General features: G+C 68.2%; 18 protein-coding genes and 1 other RNA gene. 4 read left to right on the forward strand and 15 right to left on the reverse strand.

Annotation, left to right across the window (positions count from 1 at the left end; translation table 11 throughout):
• Nucleotides 1-2: 2 nt before the first annotated feature.
• The 11 genes from murD to ASC46_RS01190 form a co-directional block, all read right to left on the reverse strand.
• Nucleotides 3-1,418 (reverse strand): UDP-N-acetylmuramoyl-L-alanine--D-glutamate ligase, encoded by a 1,416-nt coding sequence (gene murD, locus ASC46_RS01145; RefSeq protein ID WP_055457465.1) that lies wholly within the window; start codon nt 1,416-1,418, stop codon nt 3-5.
• A 4-nt stretch (nt 1,419-1,422) separates the two neighbouring features.
• Nucleotides 1,423-2,529: a phospho-N-acetylmuramoyl-pentapeptide-transferase gene (gene mraY, locus ASC46_RS01150; protein WP_055457466.1), complete on the reverse strand. Its 1,107-nt coding sequence runs from the start codon at nt 2,527-2,529 to the stop codon at nt 1,423-1,425.
• 17 nt (nt 2,530-2,546) lie between these two features.
• A complete protein-coding gene (locus tag ASC46_RS01155; RefSeq protein WP_055457467.1) occupies nt 2,547-3,980 on the reverse strand; it encodes a UDP-N-acetylmuramoylalanyl-D-glutamyl-2,6-diaminopimelate--D-alanyl-D-alanine ligase in 1,434 nt (477 codons plus the stop codon).
• A complete protein-coding gene (locus ASC46_RS01160) occupies nt 3,977-5,455 on the reverse strand; it encodes a UDP-N-acetylmuramoyl-L-alanyl-D-glutamate--2,6-diaminopimelate ligase (RefSeq protein ID WP_055457468.1) in 1,479 nt (492 codons plus the stop codon). Before ASC46_RS01160 ends, ASC46_RS01155 begins: the two co-directional genes overlap by 4 nt.
• Nucleotides 5,452-7,233, reverse strand: a complete 1,782-nt coding sequence (locus tag ASC46_RS01165) for a peptidoglycan D,D-transpeptidase FtsI family protein (protein WP_055457469.1) — start codon at nt 7,231-7,233, stop codon at nt 5,452-5,454. Before ASC46_RS01165 ends, ASC46_RS01160 begins: the two co-directional genes overlap by 4 nt.
• Nucleotides 7,233-7,625, reverse strand: coding sequence for a cell division protein FtsL (ftsL, locus tag ASC46_RS01170; RefSeq protein ID WP_019403413.1), 393 nt, complete (start codon nt 7,623-7,625; stop codon nt 7,233-7,235). The genes ASC46_RS01165 and ftsL overlap by 1 nt, the downstream gene beginning before the upstream one ends.
• Nucleotides 7,622-8,662, reverse strand: coding sequence for a 16S rRNA (cytosine(1402)-N(4))-methyltransferase RsmH (gene rsmH, locus ASC46_RS01175; protein WP_055457470.1), 1,041 nt, complete (start codon nt 8,660-8,662; stop codon nt 7,622-7,624). Before rsmH ends, ftsL begins: the two co-directional genes overlap by 4 nt.
• Entirely contained in the window at nt 8,662-9,168 is a 507-nt protein-coding gene (mraZ, locus tag ASC46_RS01180) for a division/cell wall cluster transcriptional repressor MraZ (RefSeq protein WP_055457471.1), read from the reverse strand. Before mraZ ends, rsmH begins: the two co-directional genes overlap by 1 nt.
• Before the next feature lie 506 nt (nt 9,169-9,674).
• Nucleotides 9,675-10,073, reverse strand: an RNA gene (gene rnpB / locus ASC46_RS03545) — RNase P RNA component class A.
• A gap of 95 nt (nt 10,074-10,168) precedes the next feature.
• Nucleotides 10,169-10,861: a lytic transglycosylase domain-containing protein gene (locus tag ASC46_RS01185; RefSeq protein WP_071924026.1), complete on the reverse strand. Its 693-nt coding sequence runs from the start codon at nt 10,859-10,861 to the stop codon at nt 10,169-10,171.
• A gap of 124 nt (nt 10,862-10,985) precedes the next feature.
• Nucleotides 10,986-11,429 (reverse strand): transglycosylase SLT domain-containing protein, encoded by a 444-nt coding sequence (locus ASC46_RS01190; RefSeq protein ID WP_055457473.1) that lies wholly within the window; start codon nt 11,427-11,429, stop codon nt 10,986-10,988.
• Between the two features lie 440 nt (nt 11,430-11,869).
• Between ASC46_RS01190 and ASC46_RS01195 the strand changes: the two genes are divergently transcribed.
• From ASC46_RS01195 to ASC46_RS01205, 3 genes are all read left to right on the forward strand, one after another.
• Nucleotides 11,870-12,139: a hypothetical protein gene (locus ASC46_RS01195; protein WP_055457474.1), complete on the forward strand. Its 270-nt coding sequence runs from the start codon at nt 11,870-11,872 to the stop codon at nt 12,137-12,139.
• Between the two features lie 186 nt (nt 12,140-12,325).
• On the forward strand, nt 12,326-13,081 hold the full coding sequence (locus tag ASC46_RS01200) for a J domain-containing protein (protein WP_055457475.1): 756 nt from the start codon (nt 12,326-12,328) through the stop codon (nt 13,079-13,081).
• Complete coding sequence (locus tag ASC46_RS01205; protein ID WP_055457476.1) at nt 13,078-13,866, forward strand: N-acetylmuramoyl-L-alanine amidase; 789 nt, start codon at nt 13,078-13,080, stop codon at nt 13,864-13,866. The genes ASC46_RS01200 and ASC46_RS01205 overlap by 4 nt, the downstream gene beginning before the upstream one ends.
• A gap of 192 nt (nt 13,867-14,058) precedes the next feature.
• Here the strand turns inward: ASC46_RS01205 and metH are convergent, their stop codons facing one another.
• The 4 genes from metH to ASC46_RS01225 form a co-directional block, all read right to left on the reverse strand.
• Nucleotides 14,059-17,802: a methionine synthase gene (gene metH / locus ASC46_RS01210; RefSeq protein WP_055457477.1), complete on the reverse strand. Its 3,744-nt coding sequence runs from the start codon at nt 17,800-17,802 to the stop codon at nt 14,059-14,061.
• A 22-nt stretch (nt 17,803-17,824) separates the two neighbouring features.
• On the reverse strand, nt 17,825-18,751 hold the full coding sequence (metF, locus tag ASC46_RS01215; RefSeq protein ID WP_055457478.1) for a methylenetetrahydrofolate reductase [NAD(P)H]: 927 nt from the start codon (nt 18,749-18,751) through the stop codon (nt 17,825-17,827).
• On the reverse strand, nt 18,751-19,764 hold the full coding sequence (locus tag ASC46_RS01220) for an ArsR/SmtB family transcription factor (protein ID WP_055457479.1): 1,014 nt from the start codon (nt 19,762-19,764) through the stop codon (nt 18,751-18,753). The genes metF and ASC46_RS01220 overlap by 1 nt, the downstream gene beginning before the upstream one ends.
• Before the next feature lie 404 nt (nt 19,765-20,168).
• The gene (locus tag ASC46_RS01225) at nt 20,169-20,588 is read right to left on the reverse strand and encodes a tautomerase family protein (protein WP_055457480.1); all 420 of its coding nucleotides are present in this window, start codon (nt 20,586-20,588) and stop codon (nt 20,169-20,171) included.
• Nucleotides 20,589-20,701: 113 nt separating this feature from the next.
• Here ASC46_RS01225 and ASC46_RS01230 point away from each other — a divergent pair, with 113 nt between their 5' ends.
• Complete coding sequence (locus ASC46_RS01230) at nt 20,702-21,550, forward strand: LysR substrate-binding domain-containing protein (RefSeq protein ID WP_055457886.1); 849 nt, start codon at nt 20,702-20,704, stop codon at nt 21,548-21,550.
• Nucleotides 21,551-21,553 lie beyond the last annotated feature (3 nt).

Raw genomic sequence — 21,553 nt, forward strand, 5'->3', positions numbered from 1 at the left:
GCTCACTCCTTCGCGAAAGGCTCGAGGCCGGGCAGGGCCAGGACGAGATCGCGGAACCTGTCGCCGCGAACCTCGAAATTGCGGAACTGGTCATAGGAGGCACAGGCCGGTGACAAGAGCACCACCGGCTCGGCATGTTTGGAAATGGCCGCATCCTCCGCCGCCCGTGCCACGGCGACTTCGAGCGTGCCGCAGCGCTCATAGGGCACTCGGCCATCGAGCGTCGCCGCAAAATCATCGCTTGCCGCGCCGATCAGGTAGGCCCTGGCGATGCGCGGGAAGAGCGGGGCGAGCGGCGTGATGCCGCCCTCTTTGGCCTTGCCTCCCGCGATCCAGTGGATGCCGCCGTCGAAGGCGCAGAGCGCCTTTTCCGCAGCATCGGCATTGGTCGCCTTGGAATCGTTGACGAACAAGACCTTGCCGGCCCGTCCCACTTGCTCCATGCGGTGGGCGAGGCCGGGAAAGCGCGCGAGTCCCGCGCGGATGACGCCGAGATCGATCCCCGTCGCCATCGCAGCGGCTACGGCCGCCGCGGCATTCTGGGCATTGTGTGCCCCGCGCAGGGAGCCGATGCCGGTAAGGTCGATATGCGCAGCCACCGCAATGGCATCATCGGGGCCTGCCACCCGCAGCGTCAGGCCATGCGGCTCCCAGGACCAGCCCTCCTCTAGCCTGCGCTCAACCGAGATGGTCTCGAGCGGCCGGCCGAGCGCGACGCGCCGGCCCGCAATGGCGCGACAAAAGTCGTCGTCCACGCCGATCACGGCAAGCCCGGAGCCGGCGACGAGCCGCTCCTTGATGGCGGCGTAGTTCGCCATCGTGCCGTGACGGTCGAGATGATCGGGCGTGATGTTGAGAAGGATGCCGACGCTCGGTGCGAGCGAGGGCGCAAGGTCGATCTGGAAGGACGAGCACTCGACGACATAGGCGCGGCCGGCCCCGAAAGGCTTCAGCGCCAGCACAGGCGTGCCGATGTTTCCGCCCATTTGCACGTTGAGCCCGCCAACCTTGAGGAGGTGGGCGACGAGCGCCGTCGTCGTCGACTTGCCGTTGGTGCCGGTGACGGCGATGAACGGCGCCTCCGGCATGTGCCTCGCCCGTTCGCGGCAGAAGAGCTCGACGTCGCCGATGATCTCGATGCCGGCCGCACGCGCGAGCGGCACCGTCCAGTGCGGCTCGGGATGGGTCAAGGGTACGCCCGGCGAGAGCACGAGCGCGGCGACGCCGTCCCAGGCGATGTCGTGCAGGTTCTCGACGGCGATGCCCCTCGCGGCCGCGGTGATGCGCGCCATCTCCCCGTCGTCGTAGGCGACGACGTCGGCGCCGCCCGCCACCAGCGCCTCGGCCGTGGCGAGCCCCGAGCCGCCGAGCCCGAAGAGCGCGACCCGCCTGCCGGCGAAGGAGGTGACGGGGATCATCGCCTCACCTCAGCTTCAAGGTCGAGAGGCCGACGAGCGCGAGCACCACCGAGATGATCCAGAAGCGGATCACAACTTGCGGCTCCGTCCAGCCGAGCTGCTCGAAGTGATGGTGGATCGGCGCCATCTTGAAGACGCGCTTGCCCGTGAGCTTGAAGGACGCGACCTGGATGATCACCGACAGCGCCTCCACGACGAAGAGGCCGCCGACGATGGCAAGCACGATCTCGTGCTTGGTCGCGACCGCGATTGTGCCGAGAAGGCCGCCGAGGGCAAGCGAGCCCGTGTCGCCCATGAAGATCTGCGCCGGCGGGGCGTTGAACCACAGAAAGCCGATGCCCGCCCCCATTACCGCACCGCAGATGACGGCGAGTTCGCCCGTGCCCGGCACGAAATTGATCTGCAGGTAGTTCGAGAAGATGGCGTTGCCGACGAGATAGGCGATGAAGCCGAAGGTCGCGGCCGCGATCATGACCGGCACGATGGCGAGGCCATCGAGCCCGTCGGTGAGATTCACCGCGTTGCCGGCGGCAACGATGACGAAGACACCGAAGGCGATGAAGAACCAGCCGAGGTCGAGGAGCAGGTCCTTGAAGAAGGGGATGGCGACGGAGGTGGCGAGAGCGTCCCGCGTCGGCGGCAGATCCCCCCGCGCCACGAGGACGATGGCGATGCAGGCGATGCCGGCGATCAGCGCCTCGATGGCGAGACGCGAGCGGCCGGAAAACCCCTTGTGGGACTGCTTCGTGACCTTGAGATAGTCGTCGTAGAAGCCGATGGCGCCGAAGCCGAGCGTCACCAGCAGCACGATCCAGACGTAGGGATTGGCGAGATTGGCCCACAGCAGGGTGGAGACGACGAGCCCGGACAGGATCATCAGGCCGCCCATGGTGGGCGTGCCCTTCTTCGTCAGGAGGTGCGACTGCGGCCCGTCCTCGCGGATCGGCTGGCCCTTGCCCTGCTTGATGCGCAGGGCCGCGATGATGGCCGGGCCAAACATGAATACGAAGAACAGCGCCGTCGCCGTCGCGGCGCCCGTACGGAAGGTGATGTACCGGAAGACGTTGAGCCCGGGGATGATGTCGCTGAATTCGGCGAGCCAGACGAACATGCTCTTGTCTTCTCCGCTTACATGTCCGCTTCGGCTCGCGCCGCTTCACGGGGGTAGCGATCCTTGAGGGTGGCGACGATGCGCGAGACGTAGGTGCTCTTGGAGCCCTTGACCATGACGACGTCGCCGCCGCGCAGCGCGCCGACGAGTTCCGGCTCAAGCTCCGCGGGTGTCTGCGCATAGCGCCCGCGCATCTCCTGCGGAAGGGCCTGCCACAGGTTTTTCATCAGCGGACCGCACGCGAAGACGAGACTGACGCCGCTTTGCGCCACGAACTCGCCGAGAGCGCGGTGCAGCGCCGGGCCGTCCGGCCCGAGCTCCAGCATGTCGGCGAGAACCGCGATGCGCCGGCCGCGCAGCCCCGCGTCCGCCTCGGCGAGTGTCTCGACGGCCGCCCGCATGGAGGCGGGGTTGGCATTGAAACTCTCGTCGACGAGCGTGATGGTGCCGCCCGGTCCCTTCATCAACGTACGCTCGCCGCGGCCAGCGATCGGCTGAAGCTCGCCGAGGCCGAGTCCGGCGAGGGCGATGTCGGCCCCAAGCGCCTTGACAGCCGCCATGACGGCAAGGCTGTTGAGCGCGACGTGCCGGCCCGGGCTGCCGAGCCGGTAGGTGATGGCCTCGCCGAAGACCCGGGCCTCGACGATCGTCATGTCGGACTTGAGAAGGATGCGCTCGGCCCGGACATCCGCCCCCTCGTGCTCGCCGAAGGAGACGATGCGGCCGGCGGGAGACGCCGCCGCATGCAGCTTCAGCCGCTCGAAATGGGGATTGTCGCGGTTGATGATAGCCGTGCCGCCGGGCTCGATGCCGGAGAAGATCTCGCCCTTGGCATCGGCGATGGCTTCGACTGAGGGAAAGAATTCGAGATGCACGGGCCCGACGGTGGTGATGATGGCAACGTGCGGGCGCACCAGCGCCACGAGCGCGGCGATCTCGCCGGGCGCGTTCATGCCGATCTCGAAGATGCCGTAGGCGCTGTCGCGCGGCATCCGCATCAGCGTCAGCGGCACGCCCCAGTGGTTGTTGTAGGAGGCGACGGCCGCATGCGTCCTGCCCTGCTTGCCGAGGGCGAGGCGCAACGCCTCCTTGGTGCCGGTCTTGCCGACGGATCCCGTGACAGCGACGACCTGCGCCTTCGTGCGCGCGCGCGCCGCTCGCGCAGCCGCGCCCATGGCGGCAAGCACGTCGGGCACCACCAGCAGCGGCCCGAGATGCGACAGGGCATCGAAATGCGCCTCGTCGACGAGCGCCGCTGCCGCGCCCTTGGCGAGCGCATCGGCGACAAATTCGTGCCCGTCGCGGCTGCCGGCGAGCGCGCAGAAAAGATCGCCCGGCGCGAGCGTGCGCGTGTCGATCGACACGCCGGAGATGGTATCGGCCAGGCCGCCGTGCGCCCGGGCTCCGAGCGCGCCGAGGATTTCGAGGCCTGTCCAGAGGGCGTTGTTCATCGTTCAAGGTCCGCAACGGCCGCGAGCACGGCCTCGTGATCGGAAAACGGTATGGTCGTTGACCCGACGATCTGGCCCGTTTCATGGCCTTTTCCGGCGACGACGAGAACATCCCCAGGTCCGAGCTCGGCAACCGCCGTGCGGATCGCCTCGGCGCGGTCGCCGATCTCGCGCGCATTGGGGGCCGCAGCGAGGATGGCGGCACGGATCGCCGCGGGGTTCTCGGAGCGTGGATTGTCGTCGGTGACGATGACGACGTCCGCCTTCTCGCTGGCGATGGCACCCATCATCGGCCGCTTGCCCGGGTCGCGGTCGCCGCCCGCACCGACGACGACGAAGAGCCGCCCGGTGGCATAGGGCCGCAGCGCATCGAGCACATGGGCGAGCGCATCGGGCTTGTGCGCATAGTCGACGACGACTAGCGCGCCGTTGACCTCTGCCACCCGCTCAAGGCGCCCCTTGACGCCGGCAATGCCGGCAAGCCCGTGGATGATGTCCTCCATCGCGCAGCCGGCCGCGAGGGCGAGCCCGGCCGCGACGACGGCATTTGCCGCCTGGAAGTCGCCGGCGAGCGGCAGCAGCACCTCGTGGAAATGGCCTTCATGCGCCAGCTTGAGCCGCTGCGAGAAGCCCTCGCGCGCAACATCGGCGATAGCGATGTCGCGGCCGGCCCGGCCGACGCTGATGAGGTCGAGCCCCCGCGCCTCGGCAATCGTCTCGATCCGCGCGGCCTCCGGCGCGTCGGCATTGACCACGGCGATCGCCCCTTCGGGCAGGAGGCGCTCGAACAGCCGGAGCTTGGCCGTGAGATAGGCCTCGACGGTCGGGTGATAGTCGAGGTGGTCACGGCCGAGATTGGTGAAGGCGGCGGCCGCGAGGCGCACACCATCGAGCCGCCGCTGGTCGAGCCCGTGCGAGGACGCCTCCATGGCAAGGTGCGTCACCCCCTCGCCGGCGAGACGATCGAGCGTCCGGTGCAGGGCGATCGGATCCGGCGTGGTCAGGGAGCCGTAGTGGGCACCCGACGGCGCGACCACGCCGATGGTGCCGAGGCTCGCGGCCTCGTGGCCGCAGGCCGCGAAGAGCTGGCGCGTGAATTCGGCGACGGAGCTTTTGCCGCTCGTGCCCGTGACGGCGACGATCGTGGCTGGTTGGCGGGGAAAGACCCGTGCTGCGGCCAGCGCCAGCGCCCGGCGGGCGTCGATGACCGAGCCGAAAATCACCTCCCGCGGAAAGTCCTCTGGCCGACCTCCCTCCGCCACCACGGCGGCGGCGCCGCGCGCCAGCGCATCCGTTATATAGCGCCGGCCGTCCTCGCGCGCGCCCGCGAGCGCGACGAAGACGTCGCCCGGCTGCACCTTGCGGGAATCGAAGGCAAGGCCTCGCACGCGCACGGTTGCATGGAGCGTGCCGGCGAAGGCATCGGGCAGAATTTCGCCGAGTGCAAAGCCGTCCGTGCGGGCAGCGTCCGTCATTGGATACCCCAGGCACCAGCCTGCGCCATGGCCGGGAATGGCCGGTACGGCTTCTCGAACCGCGGCGGCAGGCCGAGCAGCGGCGCGACGCGCTCGATCACCTTGCCGGTCGTCACGCCTGCATTCCAGGCGGCGGTGGAATAGCCGTAGGTCTCCGGCAGGCCCTGCGGCTCGTCGTACAGCACCACGAAAAGATACTTCGGGTCGTCCGCCGGCGCGATGGCCATGAAGGTGGTGAAGTTCTTGTTGCGGTCGTAGCGGCCGTTGATGACCTTTTCGGCGGTGCCGGTCTTGCCGCCTACGTAGTAGCCGCGCACCGCCGCCTTGCGGGCGGAGCCGCGCTCGGCGTTGAGCCGCATGATATAGCGCATGGCCTCGCTGGTCTTGGGGCTCACCACCTGACGGGCGCCCGCGAGCGCCTCCTCTTCGTTACGCTTGAGGAAGGTCGGCGTGATGAAATAGCCGCCGTTGACCAGCGCCGCCGTGCCCGCCGCTGCCTGGATCGGCGCCACAGCAAGGCCGTGGCCGTAGGAAATGGTGATGGTGTTGAGCTCACCCCAGCGCGGGGGAAGGATCGGCTCCGCGCTCTCCGGCAGTTCCGTACGCAGGCGTTCGAGTTGGCCGAACTTCCTGAGCGTCGCCTTGTGGCCCTCGACGCCGACAGTCAGGGCCATCTTGGCCGTGCCGATGTTGGACGAGTGGATGAAGATCTCCGGCACGCTGAGGATTCGGTTCTGGCCGTGATAGTCGCGGATTGTGAAGCGGCCGTAGCGCATGACGCCGCGGGCGTCGAAGGTGGAGTTGATGTTGACCTTGCCGGAATCGAGCGCCATCGCCGTGGTGATGGCCTTAAAGGTCGAGCCCATCTCGTAGACGCCGACATTGATGCGGTTGATCCGGTCGGGATCGAGCGCCTCGACGGGATTGTTCGGGTCGAAATCCGGCAGGGAGGCGAGTGCGACGACCTCGCCCGTCTTGACATCGAGGATGAGCCCGGCAGTGGCCTTGGCCTTGAACTTCTCCATGCCCTTGACGAGTTCGTCTCGCAGCGCGTGCGTCGCCCGCAGGTCGATCGAGAGCTTGATGGGCTCGAGGTCGGTCGCCTGGGTCGCAAAGCCCGCTCCGGCCAGCGCCCGCAGGCCGAGGCCATCGATGTATTTCTCGATGCCGGCGATGCCCTCGTTGTCGACATTGGCGAAGCCGAGTACGTGCGCGGCGATCGGCCCGTTCGGATAGACGCGCTTGTTCTCGGTGAGGAAGCCGACACCGGGAATGCCGAGGCGGTGCACTTCGGCCTGCTGGCGCGGCGTGATCTCGCGCTTGACCCAGACGAAGCCGCGCCGTGTGCCGAGCTTCTCGCGCAGTTCCCGGGCGTTGAGGTCCGGCAGCACCGCCGTCAGCAGCTCTGTCGCCTCGTCCTTGTCAATGATGTTGCGCGGCTCGGCATAGACCGACACGGTTTTCACGTCGGTGGCGAGCAGGATGCCGTTGCGGTCGACGATGTCAGGCCGAACGATGGAAATTTCGGCCGAGGCGCGACGCAGGTCGCCCGGTGCATCCGGCGCCACCGCCAGCATGACGAGCCGGCCGGCGATCACGGCAAACAAGCCGGCGAAGGCGAGCGTCACGACGCCGACCCTCGCCTGCGACTTCTCCGCCCTGAGGCTGAAGACACCCGCGATAAAGCGGCGCAGGCGCGCCGCCCGTGTCTCGGTGGAGGAGCTCACGAGAGGCTTCTGATGCGGAGCGGTCGGATCCGTGTCGTGCATGGCATCCATCACCGGCTGGAGGTCGAAGGCGTGCGCGCGTCGGCATCGCCGGCGCCGGGGGTCGCGGTCGGCGCCGAGAGGCCGAGATCTTCGAGCTTGCGCCCGATGGCATCGACCTGCGCCTTGCGCTCCGGCACATCCTGCAGGCGCACGATTTGCTGCACCTGGAGCGGCTGCAGATCGAGATGACTGGCGGCGAGCGCCTGCACGCGGTCCGGCCGGCTAAGCAATTGCCATTCCGCGCGCATCACGGCAATCGCATCCTTTTCGCGCTGCACCTGAGCCTTGAGCTTGGCCACCTGCTCCGACAGGTAGATGGTGTCGTACTTGATCGAATAGGCGTAGCCCGCCGAGGCGACGAGCGCACCGATGGCGGCGATGTGCAGAAACCGGACAATCATCGCCCGCCCCTCCGTTTCGGTGCCGGCAGGCGCGCGAGCAGCGCAAGCGCCTCGTCCTCGCCCTGCGCCGGTGCTCCCGTCCGTTCCCCCGCGCGCAGCTTGGCCGAGCGGGCGCGCGGGTTCGCGGCCACCTCGGACGCCCCGGGCGCGACGGCACCGCGCGCCACGAGCGTGAAGGACGGCTCCGGCCCGACGAGCCCCGGCATGTGCCGCGAGCCGCCGCCGGCGCGGCCGCTGCGCCGCGCCAGGAACTGCTTGACGATGCGGTCTTCCAGCGAATGAAAGGTGACGACGACGAGCCGGCCGCCCGGTTTCAGGATGCGCTCGGCCGCGACGAGCGCGCGCACAAGTTCACCGAGTTCGTCGTTGACGGCGATCCTGAGCGCCTGGAAGGTCCGCGTCGCCGGGTGCGGGCCATGGGGATCGGCTCTGACGACGCCGGCGACGAGTTCGGCGAGCCGGCGCGTCGTCTCGATGGGCGCGCCTGTGCGCGCCGCGACGATGGCCCGCGCCACGGCGCGGGAGCGCCGCTCCTCGCCGTAATGATAGATGATGTCGGCGAGCACCTGCTCGTCGGCCGTGTTGACGATGTCCGCCGCGCTCTCCCCGCTCTGCTCCATGCGCATGTCGAGAGGGCCGTCGAACCGGAAGGAGAAGCCCCGCCCGGCCTCGTCGAGCTGCATGGAGGAGACGCCGATGTCGAGGACAACGCCGTCGGCCGGCGCAAAGCCGGCGTTCTCGGCCAGCTTGTCGAGCTCGCCGAAACGGCCATGGGCGAGCACGAGCCGCCCGCCGCTGGCCGCCACGAGATCGGCCCCGCCGGCAATGGCGTCGGGATCACGGTCGATGCCGAGAACGCGAACGTCGGGTGCCGCCGCCAGAAGGGCGCGTGTATAGCCCCCCGCCCCGAAGGTGCCGTCGACATAGGCGCCGCCGCCGCGCGGCGAAAGATGCGCCAGCACCTCCCCCAGGAGCACGGGAACATGACGGGCCGGTCCGCCAGCGGCGTCGGCCGAGCCGTCGCCGCGGCCCGTCATCACTCCCGTGCTCCGGGAGGCATGCCGCCCGGCCTCGATGCGAGAGGCGTGGCCAACCCCCTCGCCGCGCCGAGCGACTTCTTGAGATCCCGGACCTTGGCGCGCGCCTCTTCGAGATGCGCACGGAAGCGCTCCGGCTCCCAAAGCTGAAACTTGTGCCCATGGCCCACGAAGGTGACCATATCGGCCAGACCCGCATGCTCCCGGAGCGTGTCGGTGAGGATCACGCGCCCCTCCGGATCGACCTTGAGCACCTCGCTGGTGCCCAAGAGTGCGGTCGAGAGATGGTCGCGCTCCTCCGAATAGGGCGAAAGCGTCGACAGAAGCCCGTCGATCTCCGCCAGCAATGCGTTGCCACCCGCATCGAGCGCCGGCGCATCGAGCGCCGGATGAACGTAGAGACCCTCGAAACCGTCCCGTGCCAGCACGGCCCGGAACGACGCGGGGATCGACACACGCCCCTTCGCGTCCACCCGGTTCGTGAAATTGGACACGAAGCGGTCCATGGCCCCCTGCCCTTGCGGCACCGTTCGCTTCCACCGGAGCTGCAGCCGCCCCGCCGCACTCCAACCCGCCGCCACCGCTGAATCCGATCGGCCGCGAGCCCCGCACCGCCCTGGCGCCGGCCCCGCGAAGCTCGAAACAGACGTCCAGCGACGGGATGATTTGGGATAGCATGGGAAATTATGGTCGTCAACGGAATCGGACGCCTCGACGGTAAGCGTCGAAGCAGCCACGATGACAGCGCGACATGGTTAACGAAGGGTTTCGGGCGCCCGCATGCCACCGCCTCAGCCCGCGAATTTTCGCAAACGGGGCAACGGCTTCCGCAAGATGAGGCACGCGACGGCAAAGCCGGCAGCCACGCCAGCGACAAGTGCAGATACGGCAAAGGGTCAGCAGCCGTTGCCCGGCGCCCATGCGCGCGGCGCGCCGTCGGACAGCCACGCGGCAACAGCCGGGATGTACTGCCCGGCGCCATCCGATGCCGTTGATCGATTGAGAGGAAAGAAGTGCCAGTCGGCCTGTAAGCCGGGTTCTGTATGGCCCGGGTCGCCCCGGACGTGACGGCCATTCATCTGGGACGGTCGTTGCCGACCGCCTCGAGCAACCAACCCGGACGACCGGCCTGGAAACCGGCCCGGACGCTTGCGCGCCCCGTCGTCCCTATTCGGTTTTGCTCCCGGTGGGGTTTGCCGTGCCGCCGACGTTACCGCCGACGCGGTGCGCTCTTACCGCACCCTTTCACCCTTGCCCTTCTCCACCGGGGCTTCGAAGGGCGGTTTGCTTTCTGTGGCACTGTCCCTGGGGTCGCCCCCGCCGGACGTTATCCGGCACCGTGTTTCCTCGGAGCCCGGACTTTCCTCCGCACACGGGTCACCCCGCCTGCGGCGGCCGTCCGGCCGACTGGCGCACCCGGCATATGGGATGGCGCCCGCCGGGGTCAAGCGTCACGCGCAAGACACCCGGCGGAATACATCGCGAGAGCGCAGGACAGGCGAGCGATCAGGATTCCTGCGAGCCGAGGCTCGCGACGATCGTGCGCACCTTGGAGCAATAGGCGCGGTTCGCGCCATTCATGCGCTTGGCGTAATGGCCGCTCTGATAACGCATCACCGTGGCGCAGGTGTCGCCGCCCGACATCTGGTAGGCTTGGGCGAGATACTTCACCGCATAGCGCAGGTTGGTGTCCGGATCATAGAGCCCGGCCGCCGACCCGCCGTAGCCGAGGCCGCGGGCAGTCTGGTGCTTGATCTGCATCAGGCCGTAGGCGCCGCCGTTGTAGGCACGCGGATTGTAGCGGCTCTCGACCCGCACGACCGCATCGACGAGAGCGAAAGGCAGACCATGCGCCTTGGCGTGCTTGGCGATGAGGTCACGGTACCGCTCGCGGCTCGCATGGACATAGCCCAGCGCGCGCCCGTTCTTGACTACCTTGCCGCGCTCGGCCTCAACCGGCGCCTTGTCCCGCGCAGCTTCGGCCCGGGCGACCGCGGCCTCGTGCGAGCGCGCACGCGCCTTGACAGTCTTCCGGGCAGCTTCGCGCGAAGGCTCCGACGCAGTCTGCTCGATCTTCGTGATGTCCGTGCGCGGCTGGAACAGAACCTCGTACTGGTCGGACTGATCGGCCAGAGCCGGCGCGGCGGCAACGATGAGGATGGAAGAAACGCCGAAAACGGCGGAACGCAAACTCTTCAAAACGCGTACTCCTTGACCCTTACACACACAAAAGGACATCCCGTCCGGGGCAGGCACCCCGGCCACGCTTCACTCGGCACTGTTTCGGGATACGTCCGTTACCGGCTCGTCCTGCTGTTTCTCCTCAAGATCGAGCCGCCAACAGGGGTCGCACCCTGGCGCAATAGCGCCGCGCGGCAGTCGTCATCGACCGGGCGCGATGGCCGGCCTGATAACGCAGGATCGTGCCGCAGGTGTCCCCGCCCGCGAGGCGATAGGCCTCGGCGAGATAGCGAATTCCGAAGGTCAGATTGGTCTCGGGGTCGAACAGTCCCTCGCGGGCACCGCCGTAGCCATAGGCCCGCGCCGTAGCGAAACTGATCTGCGTGAGCCCCAGGTTGCTGCCGTTGCGCGCCTCGGGATTGTAGTTGCTCTCAAGCCGGACGACGGCATCGGCAAGATCGGCCGGGACACCTCGCTCGACCGCGTGGCGGGCGATCAGCGCGCGAATGCGGTCGCGGCCAGCCGGCGCTGGCAGGGCCCGCGCGACCTTGCGCCCGCCGACGCCCGTCGGACGCGGAACCGGCATGACAGACCCGGCAACGGCCTCACCCGCCGTCCCCGCTGCGTCACCTCCCGTTTGGGCACAGGCCGAGGCCGACATCGCCAGCGCGACGCAACAGACCGCCAGTCGTCCCACCATGATGGCCCCCATCCCTGAGGCAACAGCCATTGAATAGATGGACGACTTCACCCAAGAATGAGGCACATATCGGGCAAGGTCAGGGAATTTGAATGTTAAAGTAAACCATATACACCATTCACGAGTCATGAATTGCTGAATACATGGATATGATATACTATTATTTGCTATAATAAGAAATTATCAACAGGAAATCATGCGCACACACGGCGAACAAAGAAACCGCCGCGTGGCGAGCAGAAATTGTCGTGGCAGCCTACCGCGCGTAAAATGGCATTCTTGGCTGCGCCGCCAGACGGCGAGCCCAGTGGAACAGGAGCAACATCATGAAGCGTCATCTCAGGCAGGGTGCCGTACTTGGGCTGATGGCGCTCGGCCTCGCAGCCTGCAACACACCGGAGGAACGGGCGGTCGGCGGCGCGCTGATCGGCGGCGCGGCTGGTGCGGCCATTGGCGGCGTGGCGACCGGCGACGTCGGCGGAGCGCTCGTCGGCGGCGCTATCGGTGCCGCCGGAGGTGCCGTGGTCGGCGCAGCCACCGCTCCGCGCTGCGACTACTATTACTATCGCGGTCGCCGCTATCGCGAGTGCTACTGAAGGTCTGCGCGCGGCCCTGCCCGGCCGCGCGCACTTTCCCGTCGCTTCAGCGCCTTGCCAAGGCCCTCACGCCTCGCTAGCTCTCTCGTGCCTTTGCTGATGAGACCGGCGTCGAGCCATTGGGGCGCGAAACGGACGTGCGGGCGCGGCATCGGAGCGGCAAGAGCAGGGAAGCGGTCTCGACCCATGTGGGGCAAACTCGGCTGGGGCAAGCTCGGCGGCGCCAGCATCGGCCTGGCTATCGGCGGCCCCCTCGGCGCGCTGCTCGGCGCTCTTGCAGGCCATCTCCTCATCGACGACGCCAATGCGCTGTTCCGGCCGCCGCCGCGGCAGGTGGTGTTCACGACCGGACTCGTGGCGCTCGCCGCCAAGATGGCGAAGGCGGACGGCGTCGTCACGGGCGCCGAGATCCGCGCCTTTCACGCCATCATCGAAGCGCCGGCCGAGGAATTTGCCCAGATCGCCCGCCTCTTCAACCTCGCCAAGGCGACCACGGCCGGCTTCGAGGCCTATGCCCGCCAGTTGGCCACGCTGCTTGCCGACGAGCCGGCGCTGCTCGAAGACGTGCTCGACGGCCTCTTCCTCATCGCCGCCGCCGACGGCGCCCTGCACGATGACGAACTTGCCTATCTCGCGACCGTCGCCCGCATCTTCGGCCTGAGCGAAGCGGACTTCGCGCGCATCGAGGCCCGCCACGTGCACCGCACGGACGATCCCTATGTCATCCTCGGCGCGGACCGCGGCATGAGCGACGCGGAGCTGCGCCGTCTCTACCGCCGGCGCATCGCCGAGAGCCATCCCGACCGGGAGATCGCCCGCGGCCTGCCGCCCGAGGCCGTGCGCATCGCCACCGACCGCACCGCCGCCCTCAACGCCGCCTGGGACGAGATCGTGCGCCAGCGCCGGATAAACGAGAAAGAGTCCGCGAAGGTCACGTCATGAGCGAGCAGCCCAAACCCGACAGCCCCGTCGCCGCCAAGGTCTTCCCCTCCCCGAACCACGGCGAGCGCTTGGGCGCGGACGGCACGCCGCGCCGTCCCGACATGCTGGTACTACACTACACCGGCATGCCCGATGCGGGCGACGCGCTGCAGCGCCTGTGCAACCCCGCGGCCGAGGTCTCGGCGCATTATTTCGTCTTCGAGAACGGCCGCGTGCTGCAGCTCGTCCCGGAGGGACGCCGGGCCTGGCACGCGGGCAGGGCCTCATGGGCCGGCGAGCGCGACATCAACTCGGCCTCGATCGGTATCGAGATCGCCAATCCTGGCCACGAAGGCGGCCTGCCGCCCTACCCTGCGGCGCAAATCGCCGCCGTCATCGCACTGAGCCGCGACATCGTCTCCCGCTGGGCGATCCCGGCGGATCGCGTGCTCGGCCATTCCGACGTGGCGCCCGAGCGCAAGCTGGACCCCGGTGAACTTTTCCCCTGGGAGGAGCTCAATCGCGCTGGCATCGGCCATTTCGTGCGCCCGGCCCCGGTGCGCGGCGGGCGCTTCCTCAGCCCCGGCGAGAGCGGCCAGCCGGTCGAGGCGCTGCAGGCGATGCTCGCCATGTACGGCTACGACATTGCGCTCACCGGCCGCTACGACGAGGCGACCACCGCCGTCGTCGCCGCCTTCCAGCGCCATTTCCGCCCCGAGCGCATCGACGGCATCGCCGATGCGTCGACCATCACGACCCTGCGCGATCTCATCGCCAGCCGGCCGGCGGCAACCGTGATCGTGTGAGTGGGCATGCGAAATAGCTGCCGGTAGCACAAGACCCACACGGCGTTGGTGCTTCCAGGCTGCCCCTTTCCGTCGTCATGGCCGGGCTCGTCCCGGCCATCCACGCCTTTGAGGTTGCGCGACATGTCAAGGCGTGGATGCCCGCGACAAGCGCGGGCATGACGACGAGGAGCGATGCTTCTGGTCTGCTGATTACTCTGCCGCCTGGCGCGCGTAGGTCGCCGGGTCGTAGTTGAGGATAGGCGCGAGCCAGCGTTCCACCTCGGCGATCTCCATGCCCTTGCGCAGGGCATAATCCTCCACCTGGTCGCGCTCCACCTTGGCGACGCCGAAGTAGAAGGCATCCGGATGGGCGATGTAGAGTCCGGAAACGGATGAGCCCGGCCACATGGCGAAGCTCTCGGTCAGCTTCACGCCGATGCGTCGCTCCGCCTCGAGCAGGCGGAAAAGCGTGCCCTTTTCTGTGTGATCCGGCTGGGCCGGATAGCCCGGCGCCGGGCGGATACCTGCATATTCCTCCCGGATGAGGGCCTCGTTGTCGAGCGCCTCGTCCGGGGCATACGCCCAGAACTCCTTGCGCACACGCTGGTGCATGCGCTCGGCGAACGCCTCCGCGATGCGGTCGGCAAGCGCCTTGACCATGATGGAGGCATAATCATCGTTGGCCCGCTCGAAGCGCCGGGCGATGCGCTCTTCCTCGATTCCCGCCGTCACCACGAAGCCGCCGACATAGTCGGGCTTCACCCCTTCGGGTGCGACGAAATCGGCGAGCGCCACATTGGGCCGTCCGTCACGCCGCGCGAGCTGCTGGCGCAGCGTGAAGAAGGTGGCGAGCTTCTCCTGCCGGCTCTCGCCTGTATAGAGCGCGATGTCGTCGCCGATGGCATTCGCCGGCCAGAAGCCGATGACCGCCTTCGGGTTGAACCAGCGCTCCTCGACGATGCGCTTCAGCATTGCCTGCGCATCTTCGTAGAGCTGCCGCGCCGCCGCGCCCTGCTCCTCGTCCTCGAGGATCGCAGGGAAGCGGCCCTTCAGTTCCCAGGTCTGGAAGAAGGGCGTCCAGTCGATGCAGCGGACGAGTTCCCCGACGTCGTAGGAGCGGAACACGCGCGTGCCGAGGAAGGTCGGCTTCGGCGGCGCATAGCCCGCCCAGTCGATCTTGACCGCATTGGCGCGGGCCTTCTCCAGCGGCACCCGCTGCTTGTCGGCCTCGCTGCGCGCGTGGGCATTGGCGACCTTGGCATATTCGCCGCGCACCGTCTCGATATAGGGGCCGCGCTGCTCGGCGGACAGAAGGGCCGAGACGACGCCGACGGCGCGGCTCGCGTCGTTGACGTGCACCGCCTGCCCACGGGCATAGTTGGGGTGGATCTTCACCGCCGTGTGCACGCGGCTGGTCGTCGCGCCGCCGATGAGGAGCGGGATGTCGAAGCCCTCGCGCTCCATCTCCGAGGCGACGAAGCACATCTCGTCGAGCGACGGCGTGATGAGGCCGGAGAGGCCGATGATGTCGACCTTCTCCTTGCGCGCGGTGTCGAGGATCTTCTGGGCCGGCACCATGACGCCGAGGTCGATGACCTCGTAGTTGTTGCACTGCAGGACGACGCCGACGATGTTCTTGCCGATGTCGTGCACGTCGCCCTTCACCGTCGCCATCAGCACCTTGCCGGCGGCCGGCCGGTCGGTGATGCCCTCGGCCTCCTTCTCCTGTTCCATGTAGGGCATGAGATAGGCGACCGCCTGCTTCATGACGCGGGCGGACTTCACCACCTGCGGCAGGAACATCTTGCCCGCGCCGAAGAGGTCGCCGACGACGTTCATGCCGGCCATCAACGGGCCTTCGATGACGTGCAGCGGCCGCGCGGCGACAAGGCGCGCCTCTTCGACATCCTCCTCGATATAGTCCGTGATACCGTTGACGAGCGCGTGCTCCAGCCGCTTGTCGACCGGCCAGGTACGCCAGGTGAGGTCCTGCTCCTTGGCCTGCTTGCCCTTGCCCTTGAAATTCTCGGCGAGCGCCAGCAGCCGTTCGGTCGCATCCTTGCGGCGATTGAGGACAACGTCCTCGCAGGCCTCGCGCAACTCCGGCTCGATCTCGTCATAGACGGCGAGCTGGCCGGCGTTGACGATGCCCATGTCCATCCCCGCCCCGATGGCGTGGTAGAGGAAGACGGCGTGCATCGCCTCGCGTACGGGCTCGTTGCCGCGAAAGGAGAAGGAGAGGTTCGAGACGCCGCCCGAGACATGCGCGTGCGGCAGGCTCTCACGGATGCGGCGCGTGGCGTTGATGAAATCGACGCCGTAATTGTCGTGCTCCTCAATGCCCGTCGCTACGGCGAAGATGTTGGGATCGAAGATGATATCCTCAGGCGGGAAGCCAACCGTCTCGGTCAGCAGCCGGTAGGCCCGTGTGCAGATCTCGACCTTGCGGTCTTCCGTGTCGGCCTGGCCCGTCTCGTCGAAGGCCATGACGACCACGGCTGCGCCGAAGGCCCGGCAGGTGCGCGCCTCGGCGAGAAACTTCTCCTCGCCCTCCTTGAGCGAGATGGAGTTGACGATAGCCTTGCCCTGCACGGATTTGAGGCCGGCCTCGATCACCTCGAACTTCGAGGAATCGATCATCACCGGCACCCGGGCGATGTCGGGCTCGGCTGCGATGAGATTGAGGAACTCGACCATGGCCTTCTGGCTGTCGAGCAGGCCCTCGTCCATATTGACGTCGATGACCTGCGCGCCGTTCGCCACCTGGTCGCGCGCGACGTCCAGCGCCGCGGCGTAGTCGCCGGCCGTGATCAGCTTGCGGAACCGGGCCGAGCCGGTGACGTTGGTGCGCTCGCCGACATTGACGAAGGGAATGTCGGGCGTGAGCACGAAGGGCTCGAGCCCGGCGAGGCGCATGCGTGGCGCGATCTCGGGGATGGCACGCGGGGCCTTGCCGTCGACCGCCTCGGCGATCGCCCGGATATGCGCCGGCGTCGAGCCGCAGCAGCCGCCGACGAGGTTGACGAGGCCGGCCTCGGCGAATTCCGCGATCATCGCCGCCATCGCTTCCGGGCTCTCGTCGTAGAGGCCGAATTCGTTGGGCAGGCCGGCGTTCGGATAGGCGCAGACGAAGGTGTCCGCGACCTTGCCGATTTCCTGGATGTGGGCGCGCATCTCGCGCGCACCGAGGGCACAGTTGAGGCCGACCGAGAAGGGCTCGGCATGGCGCACCGAATGCCAGAAGGCCTCCGGCGTCTGGCCGGAGAGCGTGCGGCCGGACAGGTCCGTGATCGTGCCCGAGATCATGACGGGCAGGTCGACGCCCTTCTCGGCGAAGACACGCTTGGCGGCGACGATCGCCGCCTTGGCGTTGAGCGTGTCGAAGATCGTCTCGATGAGGATGATGTCCGAGCCGCCGTCGACGAGGCCCCGCACCTGCTCGGCATAGGCGTCGCACACCTCGTCGAAGGTCACGGCGCGGAAGCCCGGGTTGTTGACGTCGGGCGAGATGGAGAGCGTGCGGTTGGTCGGCCCCACGGCACCGGCGACGAAGCGGCGCCGTCCGTCCTCCGCCTCGGCGATGCGGGCCGCCGCGCGGGCGAGGCGCGCGCCCTCGACGTTGAGCTCATAGACGATCGCCTCCAGCGCGTAGTCCGCTTGGGCGATCGAGGTGCCCGAAAAGGTGTTCGTCTCGACGATATCGGCCCCGGCGCGGAAATAGGCGAGGTGCACGTCGCGCACCGCGTCCGGCTGGGTGAGGATGAGGAGGTCGTTGTTGCCCCGCAGCTCCCGGTTGTGACTGCGGAAGCGGTCGCCACGAAAGTCCTCCTCCGAGAACCTGTAGGCCTGCAGCTCGGTGCCCATGGCCCCGTCGAGCACGAGGATGCGCTGGCGTGCGGCTTCGGTGAGGGCCCTGCGCACCTCGGCGCCGTCGGCGGGGCGAACGTCTGTCATGTCAAAACGACCTTTGAATGGGTTACGCCACCGCCGCGGCGGCCACGGGCTCGGCCACCGCCGTTCCGGCCCTGAGGCCGAGCAGGTGGCAGATGGCATAGACGAGGTCGGCGCGGTTCATCGTGTAGAAGTGCAGGTCCGTCACGCCGCGGTCGACGAGGTCGATGACCTGCTCGGCCGCGACCGCCGCCGCGATGAGGCGCCGCGTCTCCACGTCCTGGTCGAGGCCGTCGAAGCGACCCGCGAGCCAGGCCGGGATGCTCGCCCCCGCGCGTGCGGCGAAATTGGCCGCCTGCTTGAAGTTCTGGACCGGCAGGATGCCGGGCACGATGGGGATGTCGATGCCGCGCGCCCGCACCTTCTCGAGGTAACGGAAATAGACGTCGTTATCGAAGAAGAACTGGGTGATGGCCCGCGTCGCGCCCGCATCCACCTTGCGCTTGAGAAGCTCGATATCGGCGTCGATGGAGACGCTCTCCGGGTGCTTTTCCGGATAGGCCGAGACCGACACCTCGAAATCGGCGACGGCGCGGATGCCCGCAACGAGCTCGGGCGAGCCGTCATAACCTCCGGGATGGGGTGTGTAGACGGCGCCGATGCCCTCGGCCGGGTCGCCGCGCAGGGCCACGATGTGGCGCACGCCCGCCGCCCAATAGGCGCGTACGACGTCGTCAACCTCCGCGCGCGTCGCCGAGACGCAGGTGAGATGCGCGGCCGGCGCGAGCGGCGTCTCCTCGACGATACGCTTCACCGTGGCATGCGTGCGCTCGCGTGTCGAGCCGCCTGCTCCGTAGGTGACGGAGACGAAATGGGGCCCGAGCGGCGCCAGTCGTTCGATGGAGGCCCACAGCGTCGCCTCCATCTCCGCCGTCTTCGGCGGGAAGAACTCGAAGGAGACGCGCACCGGGCACGCGCCGCGACGGCTGGGGCGGAAGGGAGCGTGCGACATCAGGCCACCTCTTTCTCGGGTGCTTGCAAGGGCCAGTCAGTGACGACGCGCCTGTCGCGCGCCAGCCACAGGCAGACGGTGAGCTTGTCGGTGTCGCTGCGCGGCGGCTTCAATTCGCGCGTTGCCACGAGATCGAGCCCCGCTTCCGCGAACCACTGGGCGATCTGCTCATGGGCAAAGCCGAGGCGGCGGTGGGCGTGCTCAGCGCGCAGAAACTCGAGCTCGTGTGGCGCGAAATCGACCACGAGCAGGCGCCCGCCCGGCGCCAGTACCGCGGCCGCCTCGCGGATGGCCCGCGCCGGATCGTCGAGGTAGTGCAACACCTGGTGCACGAGCACGAGGTCGAAGGCGTTGCGCTCCACCGGCAGGGCGTAGATGTCGCCCTGGCGCAGCTCGATGCCGGAGAGCCCGGCCCGCTCGATATTGGCCCGGGCCACCGACAGCATGGCATGGTTGGCATCGACAGCGACCGCCCGGCGGGCGAGCGGCGCGACGAGCTGCAGCATGCGCCCGGTGCCGGTGCCGAGATCAAGGAAGGCGTTGAGCGGCTTCTCCCCGATGGCCTCGCGCACCGCTTCCTCCACTGCCTCTTCCGAGACGTGCAGCGAGCGGATGCGGTCCCAGTCCGCGGCAAGACGCGCGAAGAAGGCCTGCGCGCTCTCAGCACGCGCCTTGCGCACGGCGGCGAGCCGCGCCCGATCGGCAGCGAGTTGCTGGTCGTCGTGGTCGAGGCTCTCCAGAACCGCCCGGATCGCCGCCGCGGCCCCGTTCCGGTGATCGAGGCGAAAGAACGCCCAGGCGCCCTCGCGATGGCGCTCGACGAGCCCCGCCTCGGTGAGCAGCTTCAGATGCCGCGAGATGCGCGGCTGCGACTGGCCGAGGATGTCGGTGAGATCGGACACGTTGAGCTCGCCGTCCGCCAGCAGCGCCAGGATGCGCAGCCGCGTCTCCTCCGCCGCGGCCTTGAGCCCGGCGAGCAATGTCGTGAATGGCAGTGACAGCGGCTGGCGCATCGCTCTCGTCCGGCAGATATAAACATATGTTTATATGAACCTGAGAGAGATGCAAGAATGAACGTCTTCGGTGCAGACAAAACGCATACGGGCAGCAAGCATGAGGGCGGCCGCGATCCTCCCCCGCGCTGAGGGTGGCGGCGCCGCGAAGCGGTGACGGCGGGGGCCGTACGGCTGAGATTGCGAACACCGTTCCCGGCCCTCACCCCCACCCGTCTCGGTCCTGCGGACCGATCCACCCTCCCACGGACCTCGGGCTTGCCCGAGGTCCGCACTTATGCGCAAGTCGGGAACACCCGACTTGCGGAGGGGAGGGATCAATAGCGCTCTTTCACGTGCGATAGCCCTTCCCTCCCAGGATACGGTCATCAGCCCGGTTGCGCTTCAACGCCATCCCGACCTCATCACACCGGCACCGGCGCCTTCATCCTCGCCGCCATCGCCCGCTCGTCCTGGGTTCGGCCGCCGTAGCCATAGGCGAAGCCGCAGGCCTCCATCACGTGAATGTAGCTCTCCTCGTGCAGCGGCCCGAGCAGGCGGCCCATGGCAGCGAAGGTCGCGGCAATGAATTCGGTCATCTCCGCGCGCGTGTTCGTGCCCTCCGTGATGCGGATGGACAGCCAGAAGCTCGCAAGCCCGCTCTCGGCGAGCGCATGGCCGCCGCAGAACCAGTCCTCCGCCGCGATTTCCTCCACTACCACCGCCGTGACGGTGGGAGACTTGCCCAGAACGTCGGCCGCAAGCGCGCTCGCCGTCCCTGCAATCTCGCGCCGCGCGACGTGGCGCCCCGGCGCAGCGGCAAACTTCACCTCGATGATCGGCATGGCCTTGTCTCCTGAAATTTCGGATGCAGCAGGCTACCGCGGCGGCATTGATTGAAGAATCGCATCATTGGCGATATCAATGATTTCGATCTGAAATGAATTGCGAGATCACCATGGCGTCTCTCGACATCGATGCCGTCGAAGCCTTCGTGCTCACGGCCGATCTGCGCAGCTTCACCCGCGCTGCCGAAGTGCTGGGCACCACGCAATCGGTCGTGAGCCTGAAGCTGCGCCGGCTGGAGGAACGTCTCGGCCGCCGCCTGCTGGAACGCACGCCCCGACTCGTCCGCCTCTCACCCGACGGCGCGGCCTTCCTGCAGCCGGCGCGCGACCTGCTCGCCGCCCACGAACGCGCCCTCGCCTGCGAGGCACCGCAGGAGCGGCGCCTCGTGCTCGGCATCAGCGACCATGTCGCCGGGCCGGACCTACCCCGCCTCCTCGCCCGCCTCGGCGCGAGCGACCCGGCTCTGCGCATCGAGATCCGCTCAGGCTTCTCGCGGCCGCTGCTTGAGGCCTTCGATAAGGGAGAGCTCGATGCCGCGATCGTGCGGCGCGAGGCGGACCGGCGCGATGGCGAGGCGCTTTTCACCGACGATTTCGGCTGGTTCGCCGCCGGAAGCCTTGCGAGCAACGCGCCGGTGGAGCCCCTGCCGCTCGCCTCGCTGGCGCCGCCCTGCGGCGTGCGGGGGCATGCGCTGCGCCTGCTGGACGCGGGCGGGATCGCCTGGACCGAGGCCTTCGTCGGCAGCGGCATCGCCGCCGTCACCGCGGCCGTCGAGGCCGGCCTCGCCGTCGCGCCGCTCGCCCGCCGCATCGCGCCGCCGGGCGCCGTCGATATCGGGCCGAACTGGGGCCTGCCGGCCTTTCCCTCCTCGCCTGTCATCCTGCACAGCCGGTCTAGCGATTCCCGCACGCGCACGGCCCTGCGCACCCTCGCCGCGGCCTTTCGCGCGCGCCGTTGACGG

Source organism: Chelatococcus sambhunathii, from assembly GCF_001418005.1.
GTDB classification, from domain to species: Bacteria; Pseudomonadota; Alphaproteobacteria; order Rhizobiales; family Beijerinckiaceae; genus Chelatococcus_A; species Chelatococcus_A sambhunathii.